The sequence below is a fragment of the Parabacteroides caeci genome (assembly GCF_023656795.1).
GTDB classification, from domain to species: Bacteria; Bacteroidota; Bacteroidia; order Bacteroidales; family Tannerellaceae; genus Parabacteroides; species Parabacteroides segnis.
Genome location: NZ_JAMOKT010000048.1, coordinates 36,007 through 59,530 on the forward strand (window position 1 = coordinate 36,007; position 23,524 = coordinate 59,530).

Annotated in this window: 20 protein-coding genes; 6 read left to right on the top strand and 14 right to left on the bottom strand. The window is 43.4% G+C overall.

The genetic code is table 11. From position 1 onward, the window contains the following. Nucleotides 1–5: 5 nt before the first annotated feature. The 3 genes from NBH15_RS20730 to NBH15_RS20740 form a co-directional block, all read right to left on the bottom strand. Nucleotides 6–1,166, bottom strand: a complete 1,161-nt coding sequence (locus tag NBH15_RS20730; protein WP_128134966.1) for an OmpA family protein — start codon at nucleotides 1,164–1,166, stop codon at nucleotides 6–8. Nucleotides 1,167–1,741: 575 nt separating this feature from the next. Then, nucleotides 1,742–3,484 carry a PD-(D/E)XK nuclease domain-containing ATP-binding protein gene (locus NBH15_RS20735; RefSeq protein WP_128134967.1) on the bottom strand — a complete coding sequence of 581 codons (1,743 nt, stop codon included), beginning with the start codon at nucleotides 3,482–3,484 and terminating at the stop codon, nucleotides 1,742–1,744. Nucleotides 3,485–3,609: 125 nt separating this feature from the next. Next, nucleotides 3,610–3,852 (bottom strand): DUF4248 domain-containing protein, encoded by a 243-nt coding sequence (locus NBH15_RS20740; protein WP_010803438.1) that lies wholly within the window; start codon nucleotides 3,850–3,852, stop codon nucleotides 3,610–3,612. Nucleotides 3,853–4,131: 279 nt separating this feature from the next. Here NBH15_RS20740 and NBH15_RS20745 point away from each other — a divergent pair, with 279 nt between their 5' ends. The 3 genes from NBH15_RS20745 to NBH15_RS20755 are packed head-to-tail and all read left to right on the top strand — an operon-like array spanning nucleotide 4,132 to nucleotide 5,353. Further along, nucleotides 4,132–4,587, top strand: a complete 456-nt coding sequence (locus tag NBH15_RS20745) for an HU family DNA-binding protein (RefSeq protein WP_128134968.1) — start codon at nucleotides 4,132–4,134, stop codon at nucleotides 4,585–4,587. A gap of 2 nt (nucleotides 4,588–4,589) precedes the next feature. After that, a complete protein-coding gene (locus NBH15_RS20750) occupies nucleotides 4,590–5,036 on the top strand; it encodes a glucosaminidase domain-containing protein (protein WP_128134969.1) in 447 nt (148 codons plus the stop codon). A 50-nt stretch (nucleotides 5,037–5,086) separates the two neighbouring features. Beyond that, nucleotides 5,087–5,353 carry a hypothetical protein gene (locus NBH15_RS20755; RefSeq protein ID WP_244051103.1) on the top strand — a complete coding sequence of 89 codons (267 nt, stop codon included), beginning with the start codon at nucleotides 5,087–5,089 and terminating at the stop codon, nucleotides 5,351–5,353. Nucleotides 5,354–5,442: 89 nt separating this feature from the next. Here NBH15_RS20755 and NBH15_RS20760 read toward each other — a convergent pair whose 3' ends face one another. From NBH15_RS20760 to NBH15_RS20785, 6 genes are all read right to left on the bottom strand, one after another. Continuing rightward, nucleotides 5,443–7,164 (bottom strand): ATP-binding cassette domain-containing protein, encoded by a 1,722-nt coding sequence (locus NBH15_RS20760; protein ID WP_128134970.1) that lies wholly within the window; start codon nucleotides 7,162–7,164, stop codon nucleotides 5,443–5,445. A gap of 9 nt (nucleotides 7,165–7,173) precedes the next feature. Continuing rightward, on the bottom strand, nucleotides 7,174–8,442 hold the full coding sequence (locus NBH15_RS20765; RefSeq protein WP_233567405.1) for an O-antigen ligase family protein: 1,269 nt from the start codon (nucleotides 8,440–8,442) through the stop codon (nucleotides 7,174–7,176). Next, nucleotides 8,352–9,392 carry a glycosyltransferase family 4 protein gene (locus NBH15_RS20770; protein WP_244051104.1) on the bottom strand — a complete coding sequence of 347 codons (1,041 nt, stop codon included), beginning with the start codon at nucleotides 9,390–9,392 and terminating at the stop codon, nucleotides 8,352–8,354. Before NBH15_RS20770 ends, NBH15_RS20765 begins: the two co-directional genes overlap by 91 nt. A gap of 3 nt (nucleotides 9,393–9,395) precedes the next feature. Beyond that, a complete protein-coding gene (locus NBH15_RS20775) occupies nucleotides 9,396–10,463 on the bottom strand; it encodes a glycosyltransferase (RefSeq protein ID WP_250823439.1) in 1,068 nt (355 codons plus the stop codon). After that, on the bottom strand, nucleotides 10,448–11,347 hold the full coding sequence (locus NBH15_RS20780; RefSeq protein ID WP_233567408.1) for an MraY family glycosyltransferase: 900 nt from the start codon (nucleotides 11,345–11,347) through the stop codon (nucleotides 10,448–10,450). Before NBH15_RS20780 ends, NBH15_RS20775 begins: the two co-directional genes overlap by 16 nt. An 872-nt stretch (nucleotides 11,348–12,219) precedes the next feature. Further along, nucleotides 12,220–13,176, bottom strand: coding sequence for a tyrosine-type recombinase/integrase (locus NBH15_RS20785; RefSeq protein WP_128134974.1), 957 nt, complete (start codon nucleotides 13,174–13,176; stop codon nucleotides 12,220–12,222). 105 nt (nucleotides 13,177–13,281) lie between these two features. Between NBH15_RS20785 and NBH15_RS20790 the strand changes: the two genes are divergently transcribed. Beyond that, nucleotides 13,282–14,826, top strand: coding sequence for a ClC family H(+)/Cl(-) exchange transporter (locus NBH15_RS20790; protein ID WP_128134975.1), 1,545 nt, complete (start codon nucleotides 13,282–13,284; stop codon nucleotides 14,824–14,826). A gap of 58 nt (nucleotides 14,827–14,884) precedes the next feature. Here NBH15_RS20790 and NBH15_RS20795 read toward each other — a convergent pair whose 3' ends face one another. Further along, nucleotides 14,885–16,561, bottom strand: a complete 1,677-nt coding sequence (locus NBH15_RS20795) for a putative transporter (RefSeq protein WP_128134976.1) — start codon at nucleotides 16,559–16,561, stop codon at nucleotides 14,885–14,887. Nucleotides 16,562–16,673: 112 nt separating this feature from the next. Between NBH15_RS20795 and NBH15_RS20800 the strand changes: the two genes are divergently transcribed. Continuing rightward, on the top strand, nucleotides 16,674–17,483 hold the full coding sequence (locus NBH15_RS20800) for a peptidylprolyl isomerase (protein ID WP_128134977.1): 810 nt from the start codon (nucleotides 16,674–16,676) through the stop codon (nucleotides 17,481–17,483). 33 nt (nucleotides 17,484–17,516) lie between these two features. After that, on the top strand, nucleotides 17,517–17,888 hold the full coding sequence (locus NBH15_RS20805; protein ID WP_233567409.1) for a hypothetical protein: 372 nt from the start codon (nucleotides 17,517–17,519) through the stop codon (nucleotides 17,886–17,888). A 29-nt stretch (nucleotides 17,889–17,917) separates the two neighbouring features. On the opposite strand, the gene NBH15_RS20810 is transcribed toward NBH15_RS20805, so the two are convergent. Genes NBH15_RS20810 through radA form a run of 4 tightly spaced genes read right to left on the bottom strand, consistent with a single transcriptional unit; the run spans nucleotide 17,918 to nucleotide 23,392 of the window. Further along, nucleotides 17,918–19,495, bottom strand: a complete 1,578-nt coding sequence (locus NBH15_RS20810; RefSeq protein WP_128134979.1) for an NAD(P)/FAD-dependent oxidoreductase — start codon at nucleotides 19,493–19,495, stop codon at nucleotides 17,918–17,920. Between the two features lie 6 nt (nucleotides 19,496–19,501). Beyond that, a complete protein-coding gene (locus tag NBH15_RS20815; RefSeq protein WP_244051105.1) occupies nucleotides 19,502–20,203 on the bottom strand; it encodes a hypothetical protein in 702 nt (233 codons plus the stop codon). Further along, the gene (locus NBH15_RS20820; RefSeq protein ID WP_250823440.1) at nucleotides 20,200–22,002 is read right to left on the bottom strand and encodes a hypothetical protein; all 1,803 of its coding nucleotides are present in this window, start codon (nucleotides 22,000–22,002) and stop codon (nucleotides 20,200–20,202) included. Before NBH15_RS20820 ends, NBH15_RS20815 begins: the two co-directional genes overlap by 4 nt. A gap of 16 nt (nucleotides 22,003–22,018) precedes the next feature. Further along, complete coding sequence (gene radA / locus NBH15_RS20825) at nucleotides 22,019–23,392, bottom strand: DNA repair protein RadA (protein WP_244051106.1); 1,374 nt, start codon at nucleotides 23,390–23,392, stop codon at nucleotides 22,019–22,021. Nucleotides 23,393–23,524 lie beyond the last annotated feature (132 nt).

The window sequence follows — 23,524 nt, forward strand, 5'->3', positions numbered from 1 at the left end:
AAAAACTATTCATTTATCATTCTCAGATTTTCACGAGCTAATCTCGGATTCTGAGGAAGAGACTTACGGAAATAGGAAGCGGCTCCATCTTTATCCCCTTCTATCAGCAACAAAACTCCCTGATTATTATAAGCGCGCGGATCATCGCCTACCTGTTGGAAAAAGTGGCGGGCCGATTCCTTATCGCCCAATGCCAACGAAGCGGCAGCGGCATTCAGCAGGGCGACTGCACAGGAGGGATAGGTATAGGCGGCTATCTCATATACTTCACGGTATTGTTCGGTACCCGGACGATAGAAAGAGGCCAAACGGATAAAATCTGGTAATGAGATTTTTTCCGGATGGGTATATACTGCTTCGAGCAATTGAGAATCAGTAAAGACAGGTTGTTGCACTTCTGTTTCGACAGTCAGTTCCATCCGGCGTAAACGGCTGAAAAAACTCTTTTCGATATCTTTATAAACGGCACCGTTATCTATGGCTTTTATCTGTTTGCGACGGCTATCCGGATCGTCAGTCAGTTGGAAAATAGCCAGTACACGGCTACCGTATTTTTTATCTGCCCCGGAGATTAAACGTTTCAAACCGTCCCAGTCTTCTCCCACCCAATCGACGGAAACCTGGCAGGTGGCAGGCAGTTTGAATTGTTTTTGCAGATAGTTTTTAAACTGAACGGCACGGTTGCCTGCCAGACGTTCATTATCCTTCGTGTTCCCGTCGGGAGAGGCGTAACCGGTAATACGAATGTTTTTTACATACCCGCCAGCAGATTGCAACAAGGTTTTCAAATGTCCTTCCAGCTTTGCCAGTTCGGCAGAATTATTTCCGTATTTAAGGTTCACCTGAATACCACCGGCCGGAAAATCAATGTAAACAGCCAGTTGTTCCTTCAATAACACCGGAGCCAATTCTTCTTCCGGAACGATGTAATTAATCATCCGGTTATAAACTGACTGGGCATCGACCTGTAACTGGGGAATTTCCACATTCCGGGATATTTGCCCCTGTTGCTTGTCAGCTCCCGTTTCCTGCACCGTTCCGGTTTGTACGGTACGTGCCACAGCATACACATCTTCCGGAATAGTCGTTTGTTTTTGAGTACTACAAGCCGGAAGAACAGCCAGTAAACCAATACCGGCAATTCCTTCTAAAATTCTTTTTCGCATGATTTATGTAAGTTTTTAATACTAATTATTCAAGATCAAAAAGAGATAGATTGTCCCGTTGATATAATCAGAGGTAAGGTTTGGTTCAAGATTTGGCAGATATGAGTGTTTGTTTATAGCAACTGGTTGTACCTGGCTCCCCTCTGGAGAGGAGGAAGGGGGTGTGTCATATCTCCGCCATACAACCACCATAATCAGAGTCACTTGACTATTACAGGTTCATTTGCCGTTTGCTTCAGCTGACGGTTTACAAGTTGTTTCTCTCTTTTGGCTTCAGCCACATTTCTCCTAGATAGAAACCTGTAAGAGATGGGACTAAAGTCCAATGAGATAGACCATTTACTAATCCGTCAGCTGAAGCAGACGGCAAATAAACCTGTTACAAGGCTTGTTTTATTGACTGGCTTTAACACACCCCCTCCCCCCTCTCTAGAGGGGAGCCAGTTACAACCAGTCAATAAACAGATAGATCAATTATTTCTAAATACGATTGTAATTCTCAGCAAAAACATCATGTATTCTAAATACGATTGTAATTCTCTGACCCTCGGACTAGAATAGAGAATGTATCAACATCACTCAAATTCCTGCATTGCTACCGGTTGCCAGCCTCTGTAGACTGCGGCAAGGAGACGCAGACGGGTGTTACCTGTACTGCTCTTTACCTTTTCATCGGATGCATATTTATGTAATTGTGTTTCTGCTTCCTGCATCAACGATTCAGCTTTAGTTGTCGTATCATCCCGTTTCAGAAACTTCAACTCTATTAGATAAGAATATTGCATGTCCGGATAATTGGCCAGATTGGGCATCAGGTAAAGGTCTGAAAAACCACGCCCTGCTTCAAATTCGGGCCAGATGATAAAATAATCCGTTAAACCCATATAGGCTAACATAAGTGTTTTGATAGTCGATTCCTGATAGATCGCATCACGAAGGACAGCTTTCTTATCCACCTGATCAGCAAAAAAGCCCAACGCAGCTTCCCATTCTCCAAAATAAGCCATGCGGCGCATACGGTCGGACAATTCCATAAACGGGAAAACAATCGAATCGCGTTCTTTCATCGCTTCCACCAGGTAACCGTAAATCTGTTCGCGAACAGCCAGATTCGGAACTTTCATTATCGTCTCCCCATATTCTATCCGGTCATAAGTCAACAAACCGAAATAATACAGCAAAGAAACAAAATTTCCCGGATCAGCCAGGTTTTCAGCGGGAAAACTATCTTTTATCACATTCCCGTTCACTTCGCCTGTATCGATCAGGCGGGTTATGACCGAACGTCCCTCTTCCTGCATCTTATCGATACGGATAAAATGACGCAATTTGCTGTAATCGGTACGGATATTACGGTCCAACATATCGGAAGGGGCACGTTTTTTCAATAAATAATTATTCAGAAAATAAAGTACCATATCAGAGTTATACATGGTCTGTCCTATGCATTCCCAGGCAAAACAATAATTGTCATACCAAGGCTTCATCAACCTGACAAGTTCTTCTTTTGAGTTAACCAGCATTCCTTCTGATTCATAATAGGATAACATCTCTTGCAATTCAGATTCACTGAATCCAACCATTGAATTAAATTGTTCATCCGTCGTGATATTCGTCCCGATATTAAATCCACTTGTCACATCATCCAGGGTTACAGGCGACACACCGGTAATGAACATTCGTTTTACAGGAGCTTCCGGACCGGTTGTAATTGCTTTGACAATATTGAAAAATCCACGGTAAAAACCGGAGTCATGTGTCAGGGCACGATACACATTATTACCCTCACTGGATAATATCGTATTTGTAAAATTATCATATTCGTCGATCAACAGGTAGATAGACAAGCCTAACATACCGGCACGTTTTCCTATATAATTCAATTGGCTGGCTGCCGACTTCAATTCCCGTATGCCCTGTGAGAAGCCGGGTTCAAAATAAGATGCATACTGGTCGGCGAACGCCTCCATCTGTATTTTAGCATACATGTTGAAGTTTTCCTCCAACGCCTCTCCCGTTCCACGAACGGCACTGAAATTGAAATAAAGTACCAGATACTTACCTTGTTCTGAAGTTGGATGTTTGCCGATATATTGATTACCGAATAACTCGTCAAATTTATCTGCATATCTCACATCATAATAACAGTAAAGCATATTCAGGAACAAAGACTTTCCGAAACGACGCGGACGGATCAGAAACAGAAAAGCTGCCGTCTTTTCCAAATCCTCAATATATCGTGTCTTATCCACATAATAATAATCTTCTGTAACAATACGAAGATAATCCGTCAATCCGTAAGGTATTTTCTTTGCCATATCTTTCTTCTGTTTTACTATTTCCTACTTATTACTTGTCATTATCGGCAACTATCACACAAAGATAAATAATTATACCGTACGTACTGTCTAATTTTCAATTTTCAATTCCTAATTTTCAATTCTCAAGGTTCTCCCAGAAACCTGAATATCTGTTGCGTCTGCAAAGGTGTAAACTTGCGCTGACCTTTGCGCCAGCCGGATTGCTGCAAGGCGGTTGTCAGGTCTTTGTTGAAGGCAATCCAACGCTTGATGGCTTTCGCTGCCGAATCGGGCTGCAAGGACGGGTTATATAACAAACCCAACTCTGTTAGTCCGTAACTGCGTACTTTTACATGTACTTCCGGTTGTTCCGTTTCCTTATTCATATCCTACTGTTTCTAATTGGTTTATGCTTTAAATTTACAAAATAAACAACAGAAAAACAAGCGTTTACCTCTATATATTCCAACTAAAATCACTTTATAGCCAGACATATCAGCCTTTATCCATACATAACCGTACACAACCGGAGTTAACCGGAAACGACACTCTCCCACCGTCGTACCTTTGAACTGTTATCGATAACCAACCAGTTAACCGTCAATAGCTTTCGGAGCATTTCCATTGGCATATTGGCACATTGTCAAATTAAAAAATTATTTCCCATGGCTTTAAATTATCACCTCGTAAAACGTCCCGACATGCGTAAAGACGCTGCCGCAGGCTCCGAGCTGTATTATGCACAGGTCCGGGCATTGAAGAAAGTCAGTTTCGAAAAGTTATGTAGCATGATCGCCATGCGAAGCACCGCATTTATCGGTGATGTCATGCTGGTGATCGAAGGCTTGCTTTCGGTCATGCAGGAACGCCTCGAAGAAGGCGATATCATCTGTATGGGCCGCCTCGGCAACTTCCGCATGGTAGCGGGAAGCAAAGGGGCCGCCTCAAAGAAGGATTTCGATACCTCTCTCTTTAACGATGCACGCATCGTATACGTATCGGGCACTATGCTGGCCGATATCAAGAAAAATGCTAAGTTTGAAGAACTGAAACCGATCACCGATCCCGATGCCAACAACAATGGCGGCAGCGGCTCCGAAGACCGTCCTGAAATCGAATAGGCATGGATAAGCAAGTATTCTTCAAACAGTTCCTTCCGGCTGCCCAGGCGGCCGGGGAACATTTCAAGCTGAATCCGGATATCATACTGGCACAGGCGGCCATCGAAAGCGGCTGGGGTGAAAGCGTTCTTTGCCGGACGTTCCACAATTACTTCGGCCTTACCGGATACGGACAACCTACCCTCTACTGGAAAGGAGCAAAAACCCTCCGGATAGAGGACGGAGGACTCTCTCACCTGCAATTCAGGATCTATGAATCGGATCAGCAAAGTTTTTTCGATTTTGCCCGGTTGATCCGCACAGTCTATCCGACGGCAGCTGCTGTCAGTAACTATCCGGAAGCGTATGCCAAGGAAATCGCCTACAGCCGCTACATCAGCGAACAGAACGGCGACAACCGCGAAGCATACCGGCAATTGCTGATTACGATCTGTAATTATATGAAATAAATAACCGCTCATTGGCATATTAGCACATTGGCACATTAAAAATTATTCCTATGAAATATCTTGAAGCTATCCTCGGTTTCCTGACTACGATCGCCCGATTGATTTTTCGGGGCAAAGGGAAACATAAACCCGGTCAACCTGTGGTTGACGATACTGGCCATCCTGGCTGTCCGCCATCAGAATACGGAAGTGGCGCTGGTAGCGATCGGGGCGATACTCTCAATATCAGGGAAACCTTCCCTGCACCCGAAAAAATAATGGGTACGGCACTGATTCTCTGTGCAACGGGAGGGTATTTGCTGAAATTGCTGGCATAATCCTTTCCCTTTAGCAAGAAGGTGTCGGAAGTCACTATCCTGTCATCCCGGGCTTGTCCCGGGATCGCATACTAAGTTGATATACATTGTTATTGTATATTACATATATCCACGATCCGGCGACAAACAGATAACGATTCCGGACGATGGGAAATAACCAGTAACGTCAATCCCGGACATTCCTCAGAAAGCCGGATGATAGAGTCGTTGATCGCATGTTCCGTTGTCTCGTCCAGAGAAGAAGTCGCTTCGTCGAACATCAGAATCTCTGCTTCCTTGTATAAAGCCCGGGCAATCCCCAACCGTTGGCGCTGACCTCCTGACAACAGGCTTCCGCCTTCACCCACCGGCGTATAAACACCTTTGGGCAGAGAACCGACAAAATGATTCAGCGAAGCCAGACGGAGAACCCAGTCGATCCGCTCCATATCCGGGTGTTCACTATTATACCCCATTACAATATTATCGAGTAACGTACCTTCCACCATAAACAATTGCTGCGACACATAGCCGATGCGGCTCCGCCAGGAGACCAGTTTATCGGCTGACAAAAGAACATCATCCACATAAATTCCTCCGGAATCCGGTTGCAAAAAACCCAGTATCAAATGAAACAATGTGGATTTACCCGAACCGGATTCTCCCCGGAAACCGACAAAATCACCTTTATGTATTTCCAGAGAATAATGAGCGAATACGGGAACTTTGCCATCATAAGAAAAACAAATATCCCGGATTGTTATCGAATGGCTGAACTCAATCGGAACCTGTTCCGTTACAACCTGGGTTACATGTCCGGATTCAAGATCGGACAAAATGTCCAAGGCAAACGAATTACCCCTCATTTGAAAAATATATCCCGTCGTTTTTATAATGCCCGGTAACACCCGGTAAACAGCGATGGCGAATACACCGACTATCAGTCCTATAGCAGGCAATGTTAACAACTGTGTTGCAACAATCAGAACCACCACCGAAGAGACAATAGCCACTTCCAGTACTTTTTGCAGTGAATTATTCAAAATAAAATTACGGACGGTTAAACTGTTTTGCTTATTCAACAGAATAGAAAAAAGCGAAAAACTGTTTGAGAAAGTACTATTCATTTCCATATCTGTAAACCCGATGAATGTCTGTTGCAATAATTTACCCCTCTGAGGATTCAACAGATATAACTGTTCCCCGTATTCCTTTATTTTAGAACGCGAAAAACGATAATAGGTCCATGTTATAGGTACAAATGTCAAAAGAACCAATAAAAAAACATATACATTAAAAAGTATCAATCCAATCAGAATGGAAGTAGTAACAAAAATCTCACAAAGCAATTGGGTATACGGCACAAAATAACCTTGTATTAAATTACCGGCTACACTATTAATCTGATTAATCAATTTATGACTGTTATTCTGCTTGATAAATAAATACCCTTTGGAATAATAATACTTATAAAGCTGCAAGGACAAATAACTGGAAATAGCAAATAACCGTTTATTTTGCTTATACTGTAACCAGGCAAACAGACAAACACGTATAATTGAAAAAAGCAATACTGCCATACAGATAAAAAACACAAACGACCGGATGCTGTCAAATCCCATCCAATTGTAGAACACGGCCATATACCGATTTTCAAGGATGATATTTTCATTAAGCACCAGTAATAAAACAGGCAATAAAATACCGGTCCCCACCAAATCCAAAACAGCCATGACAAAAACAGAAATACCGACTTTCCATAAATGCAACCTGTATAAACGAGGTAATACTTTATATAAACGTTTCAACTCCGAAGGTATGATTTGTATCATATCAAAAAACTATTTTACATTAATTACTTTATTACACTCCGACAACAGCAACCACAGGAAAAAACATAAATAAGCCCCCGAAGACACTATATATCCTTCAAAAAACAGGTGAAAAAAGAACAAAAACAACAGAGAACCCAGAAAATAGCCGTTTATACCGACCGATTCTCTTTGGAACATCCGGTACATTAAAGACAGATACGGAATAAAAAAAGCCAGGAACCCCGTTATCCCCATTGAAGAAAGGAGAAATAACCAACTGCTCCCCGGTTCAACGGTTCCAGTCTCCAGATTTACTTTGTTTGTCTTCGCGTAGTCAGGCCTCACCGTAGCAAATCCAACACCAAAGACGGGGAATCCCTTAAATTCAGTCATACGGGCTTCCCATAAATCATCCCGTGAACCGGTCAAACTACCTGCTATTTTACCACCTTCCATTTTAGAACGTATTCTTTCCGTATAGGGCCACCAAATACCAGCAGTCAATACTGCCAATATGGCTAGCATAAAAACGAGCCGTGCCAACCGTTCCACACGATGACGATAAATCCGGCTATAAAAAAAAGCAGCTGCCATAACAGAACTTGCCAATGCGGAACGGGAACCTGCCAGTAATAATACGACCAATGAAATGACCGCTATTCCAATCTCCTTATATCGCTCTCCAAATGTTGAAGACAAATAAAAACGGTACAAACTATATACCATCGAAATCCCCGCTAACGGACCGAGCAGCATAGATTGATTTGTCAATCCACGAAACCCACTGTATCCATGTACAAAAGGCAACCTGAATACCCACCCAAAAAATGAAATGACCACAATCCACCGGATAGCCGCTAACGCATATACAAAAAGCAAACGCCTCCATGTAACCATATACGGATTTACAAAGAAAGGACCGACCGCAAAGACTACAGACAAAAAGGCCAGACCCCGGAACCATACTTTAAAATAAGCGGGAATCTCATTCACCCAAATAGAGATAAACAGGGCAACCAAAAAAGGTATGTAAGTATATGATATTTTTAAGCCTCCCCGTAAAACAAGCCAGATAAAAAGGGCTAAAAACACAGCATAATATACATTATCCGGAACAGACGAAAAATAGGGTATGACCTTTGTCAGTGTCAATAAAAGGACACCCGGTAGTGCAATACGAGAAAGAATATCCGTCACAGCAACCATCATTTCAATACGGTTAAAATACAATCGGCTACTTTCGACGGTGTAATCCTCTCTGACAGTTCCCTGCTTCTCCGTCCCATTTGTATCCACTGCAACTCCGGCAAACGGATAAAACGTTCAACCGCTTTTCTGATAGAACGTTTGTTTGCTGGTTTAAACAAAAAGCCATTTTCCCCGTCTTTCACAAAACAACTCACGGCACCGCAACAATCGGATGCCAGTATCGGCAAACCAGCACAAGCGGCTTCATGTATCACCAACGCCCAGGGTTCGGTAACAGAGGGTAAAATAAACGCTCCGGCCTTTTCCAACTCTTCCGCCAGTTCTTCCTGCGGCATAAAATCTTTTATTTCGACATCCGGGTATCCTTTCAGCTTAGCATAATCAGGCCCATTCCCTATCAGCACCAATTTCCAGTTTTGACGATCCGGTATCGTTTTCCAGGCCTCCAAAAGGTATAACAAACCTTTTTCTTTCGAGAATCTGCCTATGAATACTAAACGACGCGGATATTCATTTTCCGCTTTTTTCAAATTGATGCCAGAGAACAAATCCACATCGGCCGACAAATTATGCATCAGAATCTGTTCCTGATGAAATCCCAGTTTACGTGCGTAAGTAACCTGCGGTTCGCCAGATACAAACAGATGGCTGAACCACCTACGGTGACGAAAACGGGATATCAGGACATTGAACCATTGCATTCCCCCTCTCCATTGAGTATCGCTGCTGGCTACTACGGGTATATGTAGTTTCTTACGAACTTTGCCTGCCACTTCGTTATATAAGGGATCTATCCAACCGGCAGTCCAGAGCAGGTCCGGTTCCAACCTTTTTACCAAGCGGAACAAATGGTCGGGGTCCCAAAACGAAGAACGGTTGTAATATGTGACTCCTTCCAACTGGGGAGGCAAATAAGGCGTTTTCTTGTTTGAATCCGACAATACAACATGTACATGGCATCCCCTCTCGACCAAAGCCTTTATAACTATTACATTATAAGGCATTAACTCTGTATACAAAATTACAATGGTAATCATATGTTATTTAGATATAAGTCGTCTGAACATACGGTAAACACCATCAAAATGATACCGCATATAGAATAAAATCCGATAATAGCTGTCTGTTATTCCGCGAGTTGTTTTAAACAGAAAGAAATAAAACATTCTTTGCTGGAAACCGGCAGGACGTGACAATATGAGGTCCCGTTTTAATAAGCTGTTTTGCTTAAATTCCTTTTCCAGACATTCGATACGTTCCCTGCGCGTAAGAGGACAATTCTTTTTATAAAGGCCTGCCGCATACGCAGAATAATCGGTAATTCTTTTGGACCTCAGATAGAATTCCATATCACAGCTATTCCAGTCATGTATTTTGAAAAATTGACGGAACGCATCTTCCGTCAGTTGACAAGCCAGCAAATGGTCTGGTGAAAAAGAACCGGCTGCACTCATCCCATCCCGGCATAAATAATGATAAGGACTGCTATCCGGAATAAAACCGATTCTTTCGGCAAACGAAAATGCACGCAGGTTGAATACCAAATCTTCATGGGGTAACATTTCCATAAACCGGACTTTTTGTTTTTTCAGTAATCCGGAACGGTATAATTTATTATAGGCTACCGCAAACATTCTTTTTTCTTTCAAGAATAGAAAAGCATCCAGCGGTGTTACCGCCGGCCATTCTGTAATCGATTCTACAATCCGGTTTTCTTTTTTCCGGTTATCACGCAGCCATTCTGTTGTTACTCCTGTAACGACAATATCCAGGTTATCCGCTTCCGCCTTCGCATAAAGAGAAGCAAACATCTCCGGTTCAATCCAATCGTCCGAATCGACAAATCCGACATATTCACCGGTGGCCAGCTCTAACCCTACATTGCGTGTCGCACCCGGATTTCCGTTTCTTTGATGCACCACTCTGATACGTTTATCCTGCAAGGCATACTGTTCTGCAATACGTCCGCTGTTATCGATCGAGCCGTCATCTACCAGTATTATTTCCAGATCTTTCAATGTTTGATGGCAAATACTGTCCAGGCAAGCCGGAAGATATTTCTCCACATTATAAATCGGTACAATGATCGATATCACTTTCTTTTCCATATTTTCAATGATTTACTCAACAAGATACCGAGCAGCAGGTCGACTATCAATATGATAGTTATATTACAGATGTCTGTCAGCCAATTATTCAATGCCAATAATACGATTGTAAATGCCAGAATAAGTTCCGTTGCCTGTAAATGGGTCATGCCCGCAGCCAAACATTTATGATGCAAATGATTCTTATCGGCAATAAATAAGGGACGGTGGTGCATAGCGCGTACCAGCATAACACGAAGGACGTCGAACATCGGAATGAATAATAAGGTAAACGGAATTACCAGATTCTTTACATCCGGTTCCGTTTCCGATACATACACAGCATATTTAATGACCAGAAAAGACAACAGATATCCCAACGACAACGCTCCGGCATCTCCCATAAACATCTTGGTTCCTTTGGCAGTACGGCCCCATACATTAAAATATAGAAAGGGTATCAGGCAACCCAACGCCGAAAAAGCCAACATCGAATATAGCCATAGCCCTTTATAAAAAAACATCAGTCCAATCACCAGGAAAGAGAAAGCACTCCCTCCCGCTGCCAATCCGTCGATGCCATCGATCAGATTGACCGCATTTGTTATAAAAACGATCAACAAGACTGTAAACGGAATCGCGATATATTCCGGCAATATGTACACCCCAAACAATCCGTATAAATTATCCAGATAAAAGCCGGATACCGGAAGTAAAGAAGCCACAGCAAATTGTATAAAAAATTTCTTACGATAACGAACCCCTATCAAATCATCTTCTACTCCGGTCATATACAGGAACAAACATCCTGCCGACAAAAATAAAAATTCCAGTAAGATATTGCCATTTAATTGATGATTCATCGGAAAACCAATCAAATAACGATAACCGACTACTAATGACATAGACAAAACAATGGAAGGAAAAAATGCCAGACCACCTAAACGGGGTATTTTTTTATGATGACACTTCCGCCTATTCGGCGTATCATATAATTGTTTGCGTCGCGATATATTCAAAATTTGAGGAAGAAACATCAGAGAAAAGAAAAATGACAAAATCAAACAAAGAAATAAAGATATCTTACTTTTCAATGGCTCTCCGGTAACAACATCCAAAACAACTAAAAATGAATTAGTTAACATGCATTTATTATTTGAGGGTTGATATAACAAAGGTCGTCAGTCCCATTCCTGAGGGTGACATACTAGTGCTTTTTATTTTGACCCTTATTTATAGAATAAGGGCCATTGAGTTTAAATCACTATATATCAACACAGTAACAGCACGATTTATATAGAGAGTAAGTAAAAAATCACTAACGATGTCTATTTACATTCTATATATAACCCGGAAATAATCAGTTGTCTGAAAAAGGAAAGGACAAGAAACTGGAAATGGAAAAATGATAGTGTTTATTTAGTAAAATAATATTACAAAACTCAGGATTCCTTAAATAAATGTCAATCTATTTGTTTCTGATAGTTGGAGTGTTCTGCTAAGATCAGTTAATGGTTTTATAGCGGTTAATCTTGAATTTCATAATGGTTTCATTTTTAGGTCTTTCCGTATCGTTTTTTCATGAATTTCAGTAAGATTATCTTAATATTGATCTTTTTTAAGACACAAATTTTCTTCTTACTACAATTTTATCAATAGTAATTTTTTACTTTTGCACTGTCAAAGATTTTCAAGCTATCTGGTAGTATAGGGTATAGATTTCGTAATTATAATCCTACCAGTTTATAGACAATGACCCTTATTCTATAAATAAGCGTCAATTCTTATAACTTCTTTTACTTACCCATTTTTCCACAAAGTCAATGATTTTCAAATTAACCCTGTCAATGATATTTTGATCCAATTCTTTTAAATAAAAGAGTGTTGTTCTTTCGGAAGTATGCCCCAAGGCCTGACTGATCACAGCAACCGAAACAGAATTTTCTTTTGCCTGCATAGCCCAGGAATGACGGGCCACATAGGAGGTCAGTTTTACCGGACAATCTATCATATCCCCTATCGTAGCTAACCGTCGGTTGTATGTTCTTAAAGCGACTTTATATCTCTCATAAGAAACCTCTTCCGATTGTAATACAGGAAATAGCAGGTTGGAATTATCCCTGGCATATTTTTCCAATAAACGACGCATACCCGAAGTAATCGTCACACGGATTTCTGTTTTTGTCTTCACACGGTAATAGACAAGTACATTGCCACGTACATTATTTCGTGTCAGATGAGCCAAGTCAACAAACGCCATTCCGCATGCCATAAAACTGAACAAGAACAGATCGCGGGCAAAATCAAGACGCTTCTTCCCTTTTAAATCCAATTCCGTCATATCCTTAATGACCTGTATCCCCACTGAACGCTTATAAGTGGATACGGGGCGAAGATGTATTTTTTGAAAAGGGTTTGTTTCAGGTGTAACCAGGCTTTCAGATACAGCACTGTTGAATACGGTTCGGAATATACTGGTGTAGTTGGTTACCGAATTAGGACTTAAATTGAGGGATTGCAGATAAGATACAAAATCTTTCACCAACAGGGGGGTCACTTGCTTCATTTTTAAAATATCCGTACCTACGAACCGCTCCAGATGCCCCTGGGTTACCTTATAGAGGGAAGCTGTACTTTGAGCTGATCCACTTTTCTCTTTTTCAAGAAAACTCATATAATTCAATAAGTTTCCCCGAAAACTTCTTTTTACTTCTTTTACATACGATGTTTCCATAAAGTTGTTTTTTTAATTAGATTATATAGAACAAATGTAAAAGATAATTTGATAATGAACTTCTGCTAAAACCAAATCTGATTCAGTCTTGTTTTTATCGAGCTTATGAAGGTAAACTGGAGGATATTAAAACTGAAACTAGTGGATGCCAGGCTCTATTTCGTGAGCCTCATTGTAGGGTTGCTGACCGGGTTGGTGGCAGTTCCCTATCACTATTTATTACAGTTATTCTACAATTACCGGAAGGATTTCTTTGAATCGTCGCCACCCTGGTATCTTCATATTATTGCTTTCCTTACCTTCTGGGGGGTCCTCCTGTTTGTCGCCTGGATGGTGAGGCGATGGCCTTATATATCGGGCGGCGGTATTTCACAAACACGCGGGGCGATCAACGGAAGGATTGTATATAAGCATTCTTTACGGCAACTGCTGGCTAAATTTGCCGGTGGAGTACTGACATTAAGCAGCGGCCTTTCCATGGGGCGCGAAGGGCCGTCCGTCCAGATGGGATCGTATATCGGTGACCTGGTCGGTAAATGGGGACATATCCTGAGCGGTGAACGGAAACAGTTGCTGGCAGCCGGTGCCGGAGCCGGACTGGCGGCTGCCTTTGCCGCTCCATTGGCGGCTGCTACGCTGGTTATCGAATCGATCGAGCGGTTTGATGCGCCCAAGACGGCTATCACAACCATACTGGCCGGGGTGGTTGCCGGAACCATCGCCAATATGATCTTTCCCATAAATCCTTATCATGAGATAAATGCCGTAGCACCGGATTTGTCATTCTCGTTACAGATCAAACTATTCCTCTTGTTCGCCGTCATCGTCTCCGTTTTCGGAAAGTTCTATTCGCTGCTGATGCTTTACGTGAAAAGATTGTACCCCGCCATAAAACAACCGGAATACATCAAGTTGCTGGGATTACTGATCATGGCCTATACCATCTCACTGACGTTAACGGACCTGACCGGAGGCGGCGAACAGTTCCTGATGGAACAGGCTTTAGGCGGAAAAGAGAGCATCCTGTGGATAACCGGGATGATGTTGCTGCATATGGTGTTCACCGTCTATTCCTTTTCATCCGGACTGCCGGGTGGCAGTTTTATTCCGACACTGGTAACAGGGGGATTATTAGGAAAAATCTGTGCCTTATTGCTGGTGCAGCAGGGTATCATCGCACCGGAAAATATAAGTTACGTCATGTTGATCGGGATGGCTGCATTCCTGGTTGCCGTGGTACGTACTCCCATCACCGCCATTCTCCTGATAACAGAGATCACCGGCCATTTCGAAGTGTTCTATCCTTCGATCGTTGTCGGAGGACTGACGTATTATTTTACCGAGTTACTGGAAATAAAGCCTTTCAACGTCATGTTTTATGAAGAGATGATCAAGAAACCGATCTTTCAGGAAGAAAAACGGCTGATACTCGATGTTGAAGTCATGGCAGGTTCTTATTTCGACGGGAAGCTGGTCGATACGCTTCACCTGCCCAACAACTGCATCATCATCAATATCCACCGCGACCGCAAAGACTTCCCTCCTGCCGGACAAACGATCCTGCCCGGCGACCAACTGACCCTTGAAATTGATGCCCAGGACATCGAGAAGCTGTATGAGCCGCTGGTTAGTATGGCAAATATCTATTAGCCCCAATAAAAAAGGTGTCTGATAAAAGCTCAAACACCTTTCTCTATCTATGAATTGTTTACGCAAAGAACAATATCAACAATTGTGCTGTCAGCACTCGCAGGAACATCGTCAACGGATAAACTGTTGCGTATCCGACAGACGGTGCATCGTTACCTGCCGTTGCGTTTGAATAGGCCAGTGCAGGCGGGTCGGTCGTACTACCGGCAATCAGACCCATCAGCGTGAAATAATTCACTTTGCAGAAATAGCGGCCGATACAACCGATAATCAGCAAAGGTACGGTAGTGATGATAAAGCCGTAACCGATCCAGGCAAAACCTCCATTGTTCACGATCGTGTCGACAAAACCGTCACCCGCACTGATACCGACACAAGCCAGGAACAACGTTATACCGATCTCACGCAACATCAGGTTGGCACTCTGAGTCGTATAAGTCACCAACTTATATTTATAACCGAAACGACTGATCAGGATAGCTACGATAAGCGGACCACCGGCCAATCCCAATTTTACCGGCTGGGGAATACCTGGGAAAGTAATAGGAATACTTCCCAATATAATACCTAAAGCAATACCGATAAAGATAGTGATAAGGTTCGGCTCGTTCAAACGTTTCATCGAGTTACCCAATACCTTCTCTACATTCGTTACGGCAGTTTCAGTACCTACCACATTTACACGGTCACCCACCTGAAGGGTCAGATGCGGCGTGGCAACCAGGTCGACACCGGCACGGTTGATACGGGTTATATTAATACCATACAGTTTACGCAGTTTCAACTGGCCCAGACGCTTACCATTCAGTTCCGGTTTTGTAATCAAGATACGACGGTTGATAAACTGACTCTCCATACGAATCCATTGTTTACGCTCCATATCGATCTCTTCACCGATGAAAGTTTTAATCGTTTGGGCATCCTGCTCCGTAGTAATGACAAAAACCTTGTCATTCTCCATCAATACGGTATTGGCAGATACGATTTCAATCTGCTTGTCGCTATCGTGCCAGATACGTGAAATAACGAAATCACGATGTTCCAGAAGGTTTGATAACTCACCGACACTCTTACCGAAAACAGCTGGGTTCTTCACGATTAATGAAACCGGTTTTGCCTCATTCATATGGGAAGCATCTTCCTTGTTCAACTGTTCGTTTTCCTTGTCAAAGTTAACCCGGAACACGTAACGGATAAATATAATCGACAGGATAATACCGATAACACCCAACGGATAAGCAACTGCATATCCTAACGCTATCGTATTGTCCGTTGATCCGTACATATCGGAGAATGCCTGTTGTGCAGCACCCAGACCCGGGGTATTCGTTACAGCTCCTGACAGGATACCGACCATCGTCGGCATCGGAATGCCGGTTGCATAATGCAGGATAATAGCTGTTACCACCCCCAGGAAGACAATCCCGCAAGCCAGCATATTCAACGTGATACCCCCCTTCTTAAAAGAGGAGAAAAATCCAGGTCCCACCTGCATACCTACCGAGTAGACAAACAATATAAGACCAAATTCTTTAAAAAAGTGAATAACATTGTGATTGATCGTAAAGCCGAAATGCCCTAAAATGATCCCCACAAACAGTACCAGTGTGATCCCTAACGAGACACCAAATACTTTAATTTTTCCCAATTGAATACCTGCCGCAATAACAAAAGAGAGCAACAGGATGGAGTGGCCAATACCTTCGCCCCATAATAAATCATTGATCCAATTCATACTATTATATTAAAAAATCTTTTTGCCATTAAATAAAGTTCGCAAAGGTATACATTTAGTTTGTGTTTAACAACATAAACAGTATCTTTACCCCGGGAAAAATAAAAAGATCATGAAGAAAATATATAGTATAGCACTCGCTTTGTTATTTGCCGCGACAGGGCTTAATGCTCAAAGCCCTGAAAAGACAGTGACTATCACGACGAATGTAGGGACCATGAAAGCCCGGCTGTATGACGATGTCCCGAATCATGTCCGTACATTTATCGCCCGGGCCAGACAAGGTGAGTTCAACGGGACACTTTTTACCCGTGTCATCCAGGAATTTATGATCCAGGGAGGAGCGCCCGATTCAAAGAATGCACCAGCCGGAGCCCGTTGCGGTTTTGGTGATTCGTCGGCGGAGATCATGCCGGAGTTGAACGATAAATATTTTCACAAAAGAGGTGCGCTGGCCGCCCCGCGTCAGAACGATGATGTCAATCCGGAAAAGAAATCGGATATGTCGCAGTTCTTTATCGTACAGGGGAAAGTTTATCGCAACGGGGAACTGGATACGTTGGAATTGATTGCCAACCAGGACATACGAAAAAAAGCGCTGGATAAGTTTTACCGTCCTATTGCCGTCGACTTAAAAATGCTGAAACAAAGCAACAAGCGGGAATACAACAAACGGGTAACAGCCGTCAACGCCCAGATAGATTCCATGATCCTGGCTACGCCGGGACACCTGATCTTTACAGACGAACAACGGAAGGCATACACCACAGACGGCGGATGCCACCACCTGGACGGTATTTATACCATCTTCGGCGAGCTGACCGAAGGGTTCGATGTGCTGGATGTCATTGCCAACCAGCCGAAAGATCAATATGACCGTCCTAAAAAAGATATAAGAATCATAAATGTAACTGTAGAATAAAATTCATCCAATATGTTAAAAAGAGATTTAATCATGGTACAGATAGAAGAACTGGGCAAAATGGTTGCCCAAGTGATCTTCAACCGTAATAACAATGCGGCCGGTAAGAATCCGGAACTGATACAGACCGTTTTCGAGAACCTGAAACTGGATCAGGATTTCCTGATGACAACAGCACCCGACGATATCCTCCGCTTCCTCGACAGTGAAGAGAAAAGCGGTATATTACGTCTTGAAATAGCAATCAAGACCCTAATCGAAAGCAGTTATCTTCAACCCAAAAACCAACCGGAAATACTCCTGCGGGCTAAAGAATTGCTGGAATACCTGCAAGCACATGATAGTACGTTCTCGCTGGAAAGGGTTAATTTGCTGAACGAGATCGAGGAACGGCTGAAAGAATAATTCTATTTACTGGAATTTTTTATTTTCTTCTATTCCAATGCCGCCACTCCTTCCGCGCAACGTTCCCCATCGATCGCAGCCGACACAATACCACCTGCATAACCGGCTCCTTCTCCGCAAGGGAAAAGTCCTTTTATCGTAACATGCTGATAGGTGTCACGGTCCCGAAGAATACGGACAGGAGAAGAAGTTCGTGTCTCCACACCGATCATCAATGCTTCATTGGTGAGGAAACCTTTCGAAGTCTTTCCGAAATAACGAAAGCCTTCACGCAAACGGCCGGTTACAAATTCCGGCATCCAGAAATGAAGCGGAGAAGCCAGCAAACCGGGAGTATAAGAGGATACAGGCAGATCGAAGGAGTTTTTCTTGTTTACAAAATCGTTCATACGCTGTGCCGGCGCCGTCTGTTTCATGCCTCCGTTCAACCAACAGACTTCTTCCAGCCGTTCCTGAAAGGCCATCAAAGCCAGTGGCGAATCGGCCGGGACCGTCACTTCTTCATGTTTCATCAGTTCGGTATAATCTTCCGGACGGATTTCGACCACCATTCCGGAGTTGGCCCAACGGGAACCACGATTAGAGGGAGACATCCCATTCACGACGACCTGCTTCGGACCGCTCGCCGCCGGAACAACAAACCCGCCGGGACACATACAGAAAGAATAAACTCCCCTCCCGTTCGACTGGGTAACGAAACTGTACTCGGCAGCCGGAAGATATTTGCCTCTTCCCTCCCTGCGATGATATTGTATCTGGTCGATCAGTTCCTGCGGATGCTCCAGGCGGACGCCTACCGCAATACCTTTCGCCTCTATCGGAATCTGCTGCTGATAAAGATATCTGTAAACGTCACGTGCCGAATGTCCGGTTGCCAGGATTACCGGACCGTAAAAAGTCTTTCCGGTATTCGTCTCTACACCGATCACTTCGTTCTCTTTCAGGATCAAGGCATCCATACGGGTTTCAAAATGCACTTCACCGCCACAACGGATAATCTGCTCACGGATATTTTCTATCACCCGGGGGAGCTTGTCCGTACCGATATGCGGATGGGCATCGGCCAGAATAGAGGTACTCGCCCCATGCTGGCAAAAGACATTCAATATCTTGTCTACCGAACCGCGTTTTTTGCTGCGGGTATATAATTTGCCATCCGAATAGGCACCGGCTCCGCCTTCCCCGAAACTGTAATTCGATTCACTGTTTACCGTATGTTCGCGACTGATCAGGGCAATGTCTTTCTTCCGTTCACGAACGTTTTTTCCCCGCTCGATAATCACCGGACGCAGTCCCAATTCAATCAGGCGAAGGGCAGCAAACAAACCACCCGGCCCGGCACCGACAATAACGACCTGTTTCCCTCCGGATACATCTTTATATTCTACCGACTGATATTCCGGCTCTTCCGGTTGTTCATTAATAAATGCACGTAGCTTGACATTCACATAGATCGTACGCTGACGGGCATCGATAGAGCGTTTCAATACACGCACGGCCTGAATATCTTTTGGAGCAGCACCGGTTTCACGTGCTATCACCTGTTTCAACGATTGCTCATTCACAGCCTCCTCCGGCAGGATGCGGAGTTGTAATTCTTGTATCATATCTGTTTATTTGTTCGTTAATGGGATATAATAGATAATACCTCCCTGAAGGCGCAAACCACTCCAATCAGGAGCTATCGTAAGCGACTGGCCCTCATATTTAAAGTTCTTACTTATGTCAAATTCATAACCTACATTTACATTCAATGCAAATCTTTTATGTATCCGTATCTTTGCACCGACAGCCGGTTCGATAAAAAAATTCGCACCATCCAATGATTGAGATGCTTTGTCGTCCAGACCGTTGGAGAACTCGACTCCCTCACTGAATTTTCCGTCGTTAAACACTACACCTGTAGATAATTGCAAATAAGGCCTCACCAAACTCTCCGAAAAATCAGGAAGGGCGAAACGATAAAAACCACCCAAGCGGAGTCCTTTTACACGAAAGGTTATATTATAGGAAGCGGAATAATCGGAAACTCCTTTGTTACTTACCGTATTCATATAATCCAGCAAAAGACCGGCCTGGTGCAACTTTTTCCACTCCACCCCCAATTTCGCCTGATGGGTGATAAAACCAGGAAAATTGTCTGTTACCTTCACATTATTCACCTGCAACTGTGGAGTAGTATTCTCCATAAACTCTTTCAGATTACCCATTTTATAGGTTCCGAACCCTACATTATATTCTACGGTCAATTCCTGCGCCAATGCCGAAAGAGCCGTAAGCTGGCAAAAGAGAAATAAAATCAAATATCGTTTCATTGCGGTAAATACTTTTCAATGTTAAACACAAACCCATCAAAAGAGACCAGTGTATTCCCCAACAGATGAACCCAAGGGAAAGTAGCTGCGTCCATTGCCAGTAATTCCTGTCCGGATTGACTGTCTACAATCTTCAGCCTCTTGCTATTATAAAACAACAGGTTGCCAGTAGACGGATCAATATCTTCAAGCGTCATTTCATCCTCCCGCTTTATCTCTTTCAACAACGTAAAATCAGGGCTATGGTAGATATTTAACCTGTCACCGAACTGCACCAGTATCTGATCGGGAAAAGCCGGATTAAAACGGTAAGAACTATAATCCGCATAAGATAACGGAAGGATTTTGCGACCGGTCTCCTGATAGTCTTTCAGACTCAGCAGGCATACATCGAACGAATCCTGATACAGGAGATATTTACCATCCGGCGACATTTGCAGATTAGTTCCCTTAAAGGAAATCTCTCCTATTTTGGTCCCGTCCAGATCGTAAACCGAAACAGTGCAGGTGATTCCGTCAGGAGCATAAGAATAGCAAAGCAACTTATCATCATTGGTTATCCCCAGTATCCGGGAATATCTTTCATAGCGAATACTATTTATAGGAGAAAGCGTATTGCCATCCAATACCAATGCCTGTTCTCCAAAAACAACGACTTTATTTGAAACAGGAGAGGCGATAACGTTATCCCAGCTTGTATCCTGACGATAAGTTTTTTGCAGGCGGACGTCTTGTGGTAAATAACTATTCAGGGTCATATTATTTGTCGCATACAACAAACCGGTTACCGGACTGTAGGCCCATGCTCCTCCCCGCTCATCAGGCAATTCAATGCCCGGTGACCCGACCTCAAATTCCCTGCGCAACATAACCTGCGAAGGATTGTCAACCGGTGAAAAAGAAACAACTAGTTTACTCAAATCCCACCAGGCAGAGGAACCGAAGCGAGTGACCGGTATCTCGAATGTTCCCTCCAAGCCATCGGGTGTAAAAGGAATATCTTCATCTATCCGGAAAGACAGGTAAGATTTATAAGGAGCCTTCCAATAAACCGTTACCGTTTTTATATCTGACTCGACAATACGAAACTCAAAATCATTGGAAACATCCAGATTGCCGAGCGGCCAGACCAACTCTTCTTTTCCCTCGTAATCCAACAAGGCTTCCACATAATAGTTCGCTGTTCCTCCCAGCATCTCCTTATCCACAAAATAGTTTTTATCGGCTGCTACGATAATTCTGTCATAATTTCCCTGATAATTACGATAAACAGCATACGATTTCAATTTCAAATGTGTGGGAGCAAGCTGCGGCCAGGTTAGTTCAAAAAAGCCTTCTTCATTGGTACGCGACATAAACATTCCGGGAACTTCCAGTCCGTAATCGACAACAACCGGCCAACTCTTCTTTCCGACAGCCCCTTCCGCACCTATCTGGTCGGCAATGCTCCCACTGCCGGCACGGACAAACATTTCGCAATCGAGCGTATAAGTGCCGGATGGAAAATCGACCGAATTGATATAGATAGCGCCATTCGGTTTTATATCGTCACCCGACCAGACTTTATTTCCCATCTTAAAACGCACGTCCTTAATCTCCTTACCGAAAGCCGACAAGGAGTAATTTAAGGCAGTTTCCTTATTCAAGAAGATAGTCTGACCATCCGTCAGCGCATTCAGGTCAATGCTTACGTAAAGTGAATCCTGCGGTTTTTCTACTTCTATAAAATTTTCATGTATCTTATATTCGCAACTGCACAGCAACCAGATACAACAAAAAGCACACAATAGTCTTTTCATATCAATTCATATATGTTTAACCGAACAAATGCCGAAAAGCCTCTTCCACTTTCTTCACCTGTATGATTTGTATCTTACATTTATTAGTATCAAACCCTTTCAGGTTATTGTGAGGGATGATGATGCGGGAAAAGCCCAGCTTCTCTGCTTCCAGAATACGTTGTTCGATGCGGTTGACCGGACGGATTTCGCCCGACAAGCCGACCTCGCCACACATACAAACGCCTTGTTCGATACTGATATCGAGGCTCGACGAAAGGATAGCGCTGATAACAGCCAGATCGATAGCCGGGTCATTGACCTTCAGTCCTCCGGCAATGTTCAGGAATACGTCTTTCTGTATCAACTTGAATCCGGCACGTTTCTCCAACACAGCCAGCAGCATATTCATTCTTCTCAGATCAAATCCCGTCGCACTGCGTTGCGGAGTTCCATAGACAGCCGAACTTACCAGCGCCTGTGTTTCAATCAGGAAAGGACGTATGCCTTCGATGGCGGCAGCAATTGCCACACCACTCAATCCTTCATGGTTCTGCGTCAGCAACAACTCGGACGGGTTGCTGACTTCACGCAAACCGTTCTGGCGCATCTCATAGATACCCAGTTCCGCCGTGCTGCCGAAACGGTTTTTGATACTCCGGAGAATACGGTACATATAATGCTGGTCTCCTTCAAACTGAAGAACCGTATCGACAATATGTTCCAGAACTTTCGGTCCGGCAATACTCCCCTCCTTATTAATATGTCCTATCAACAGAACAGGGACACCGCTCTCTTTGGCATATTTAAGGATTGCAGCACTACACTCACGGACCTGCGACACGCTGCCGGGAGAAGATTCTACAATCTCCGTATAGATTGTCTGGATAGAGTCTATAATCAATAAATCAGGCTGTACGTTACGGGCCTGGACAAATATCTGTTCCAGATTCGTTTCACTCAGGATGAAACATTCCGGATTTTCGTGGGCAATACGGTCGGCACGCAGTTTCAGCTGGCGACTGCTTTCCTCACCCGATACATATAATGTCTTGAGATTGTTCAATCCCAGAACTGTTTGCAGGACCAAAGTCGACTTACCGATACCCGGTTCACCGCCAATCAGCACCAACGAACCTTTCACCAAACCGCCTCCCAGGACACGGTTCAGTTCTTCATCTTTCAAATCAATCCGGGATTCTTCTTCGGAGGTAATATCACGTAACAGAACGGGACGTACTTTACCCGTTTCTGTTATACCGGGAATAATACGTTTTGCAGAAGGTTCTTTGGTTGCAACGATTTCTTCCACATAGGTGTTCCATTCGCCGCAATTAGGACATTTACCGACCCACTTAGGAGAGTCTGCTCCGCAATTGGAGCAGACATATACTGTTTTTGTCTTAGCCATACATCTTTAAGAGCCTGTTTAAATTTTGTAGTTTGAAGTAAAAAGAGTGTTTCTTCTTTCCGTCAAAATGATTATTTTTAGTTACCAAGCTTCAAATAATTATGTATTGTACGGATTTAGAAGAAACACAGT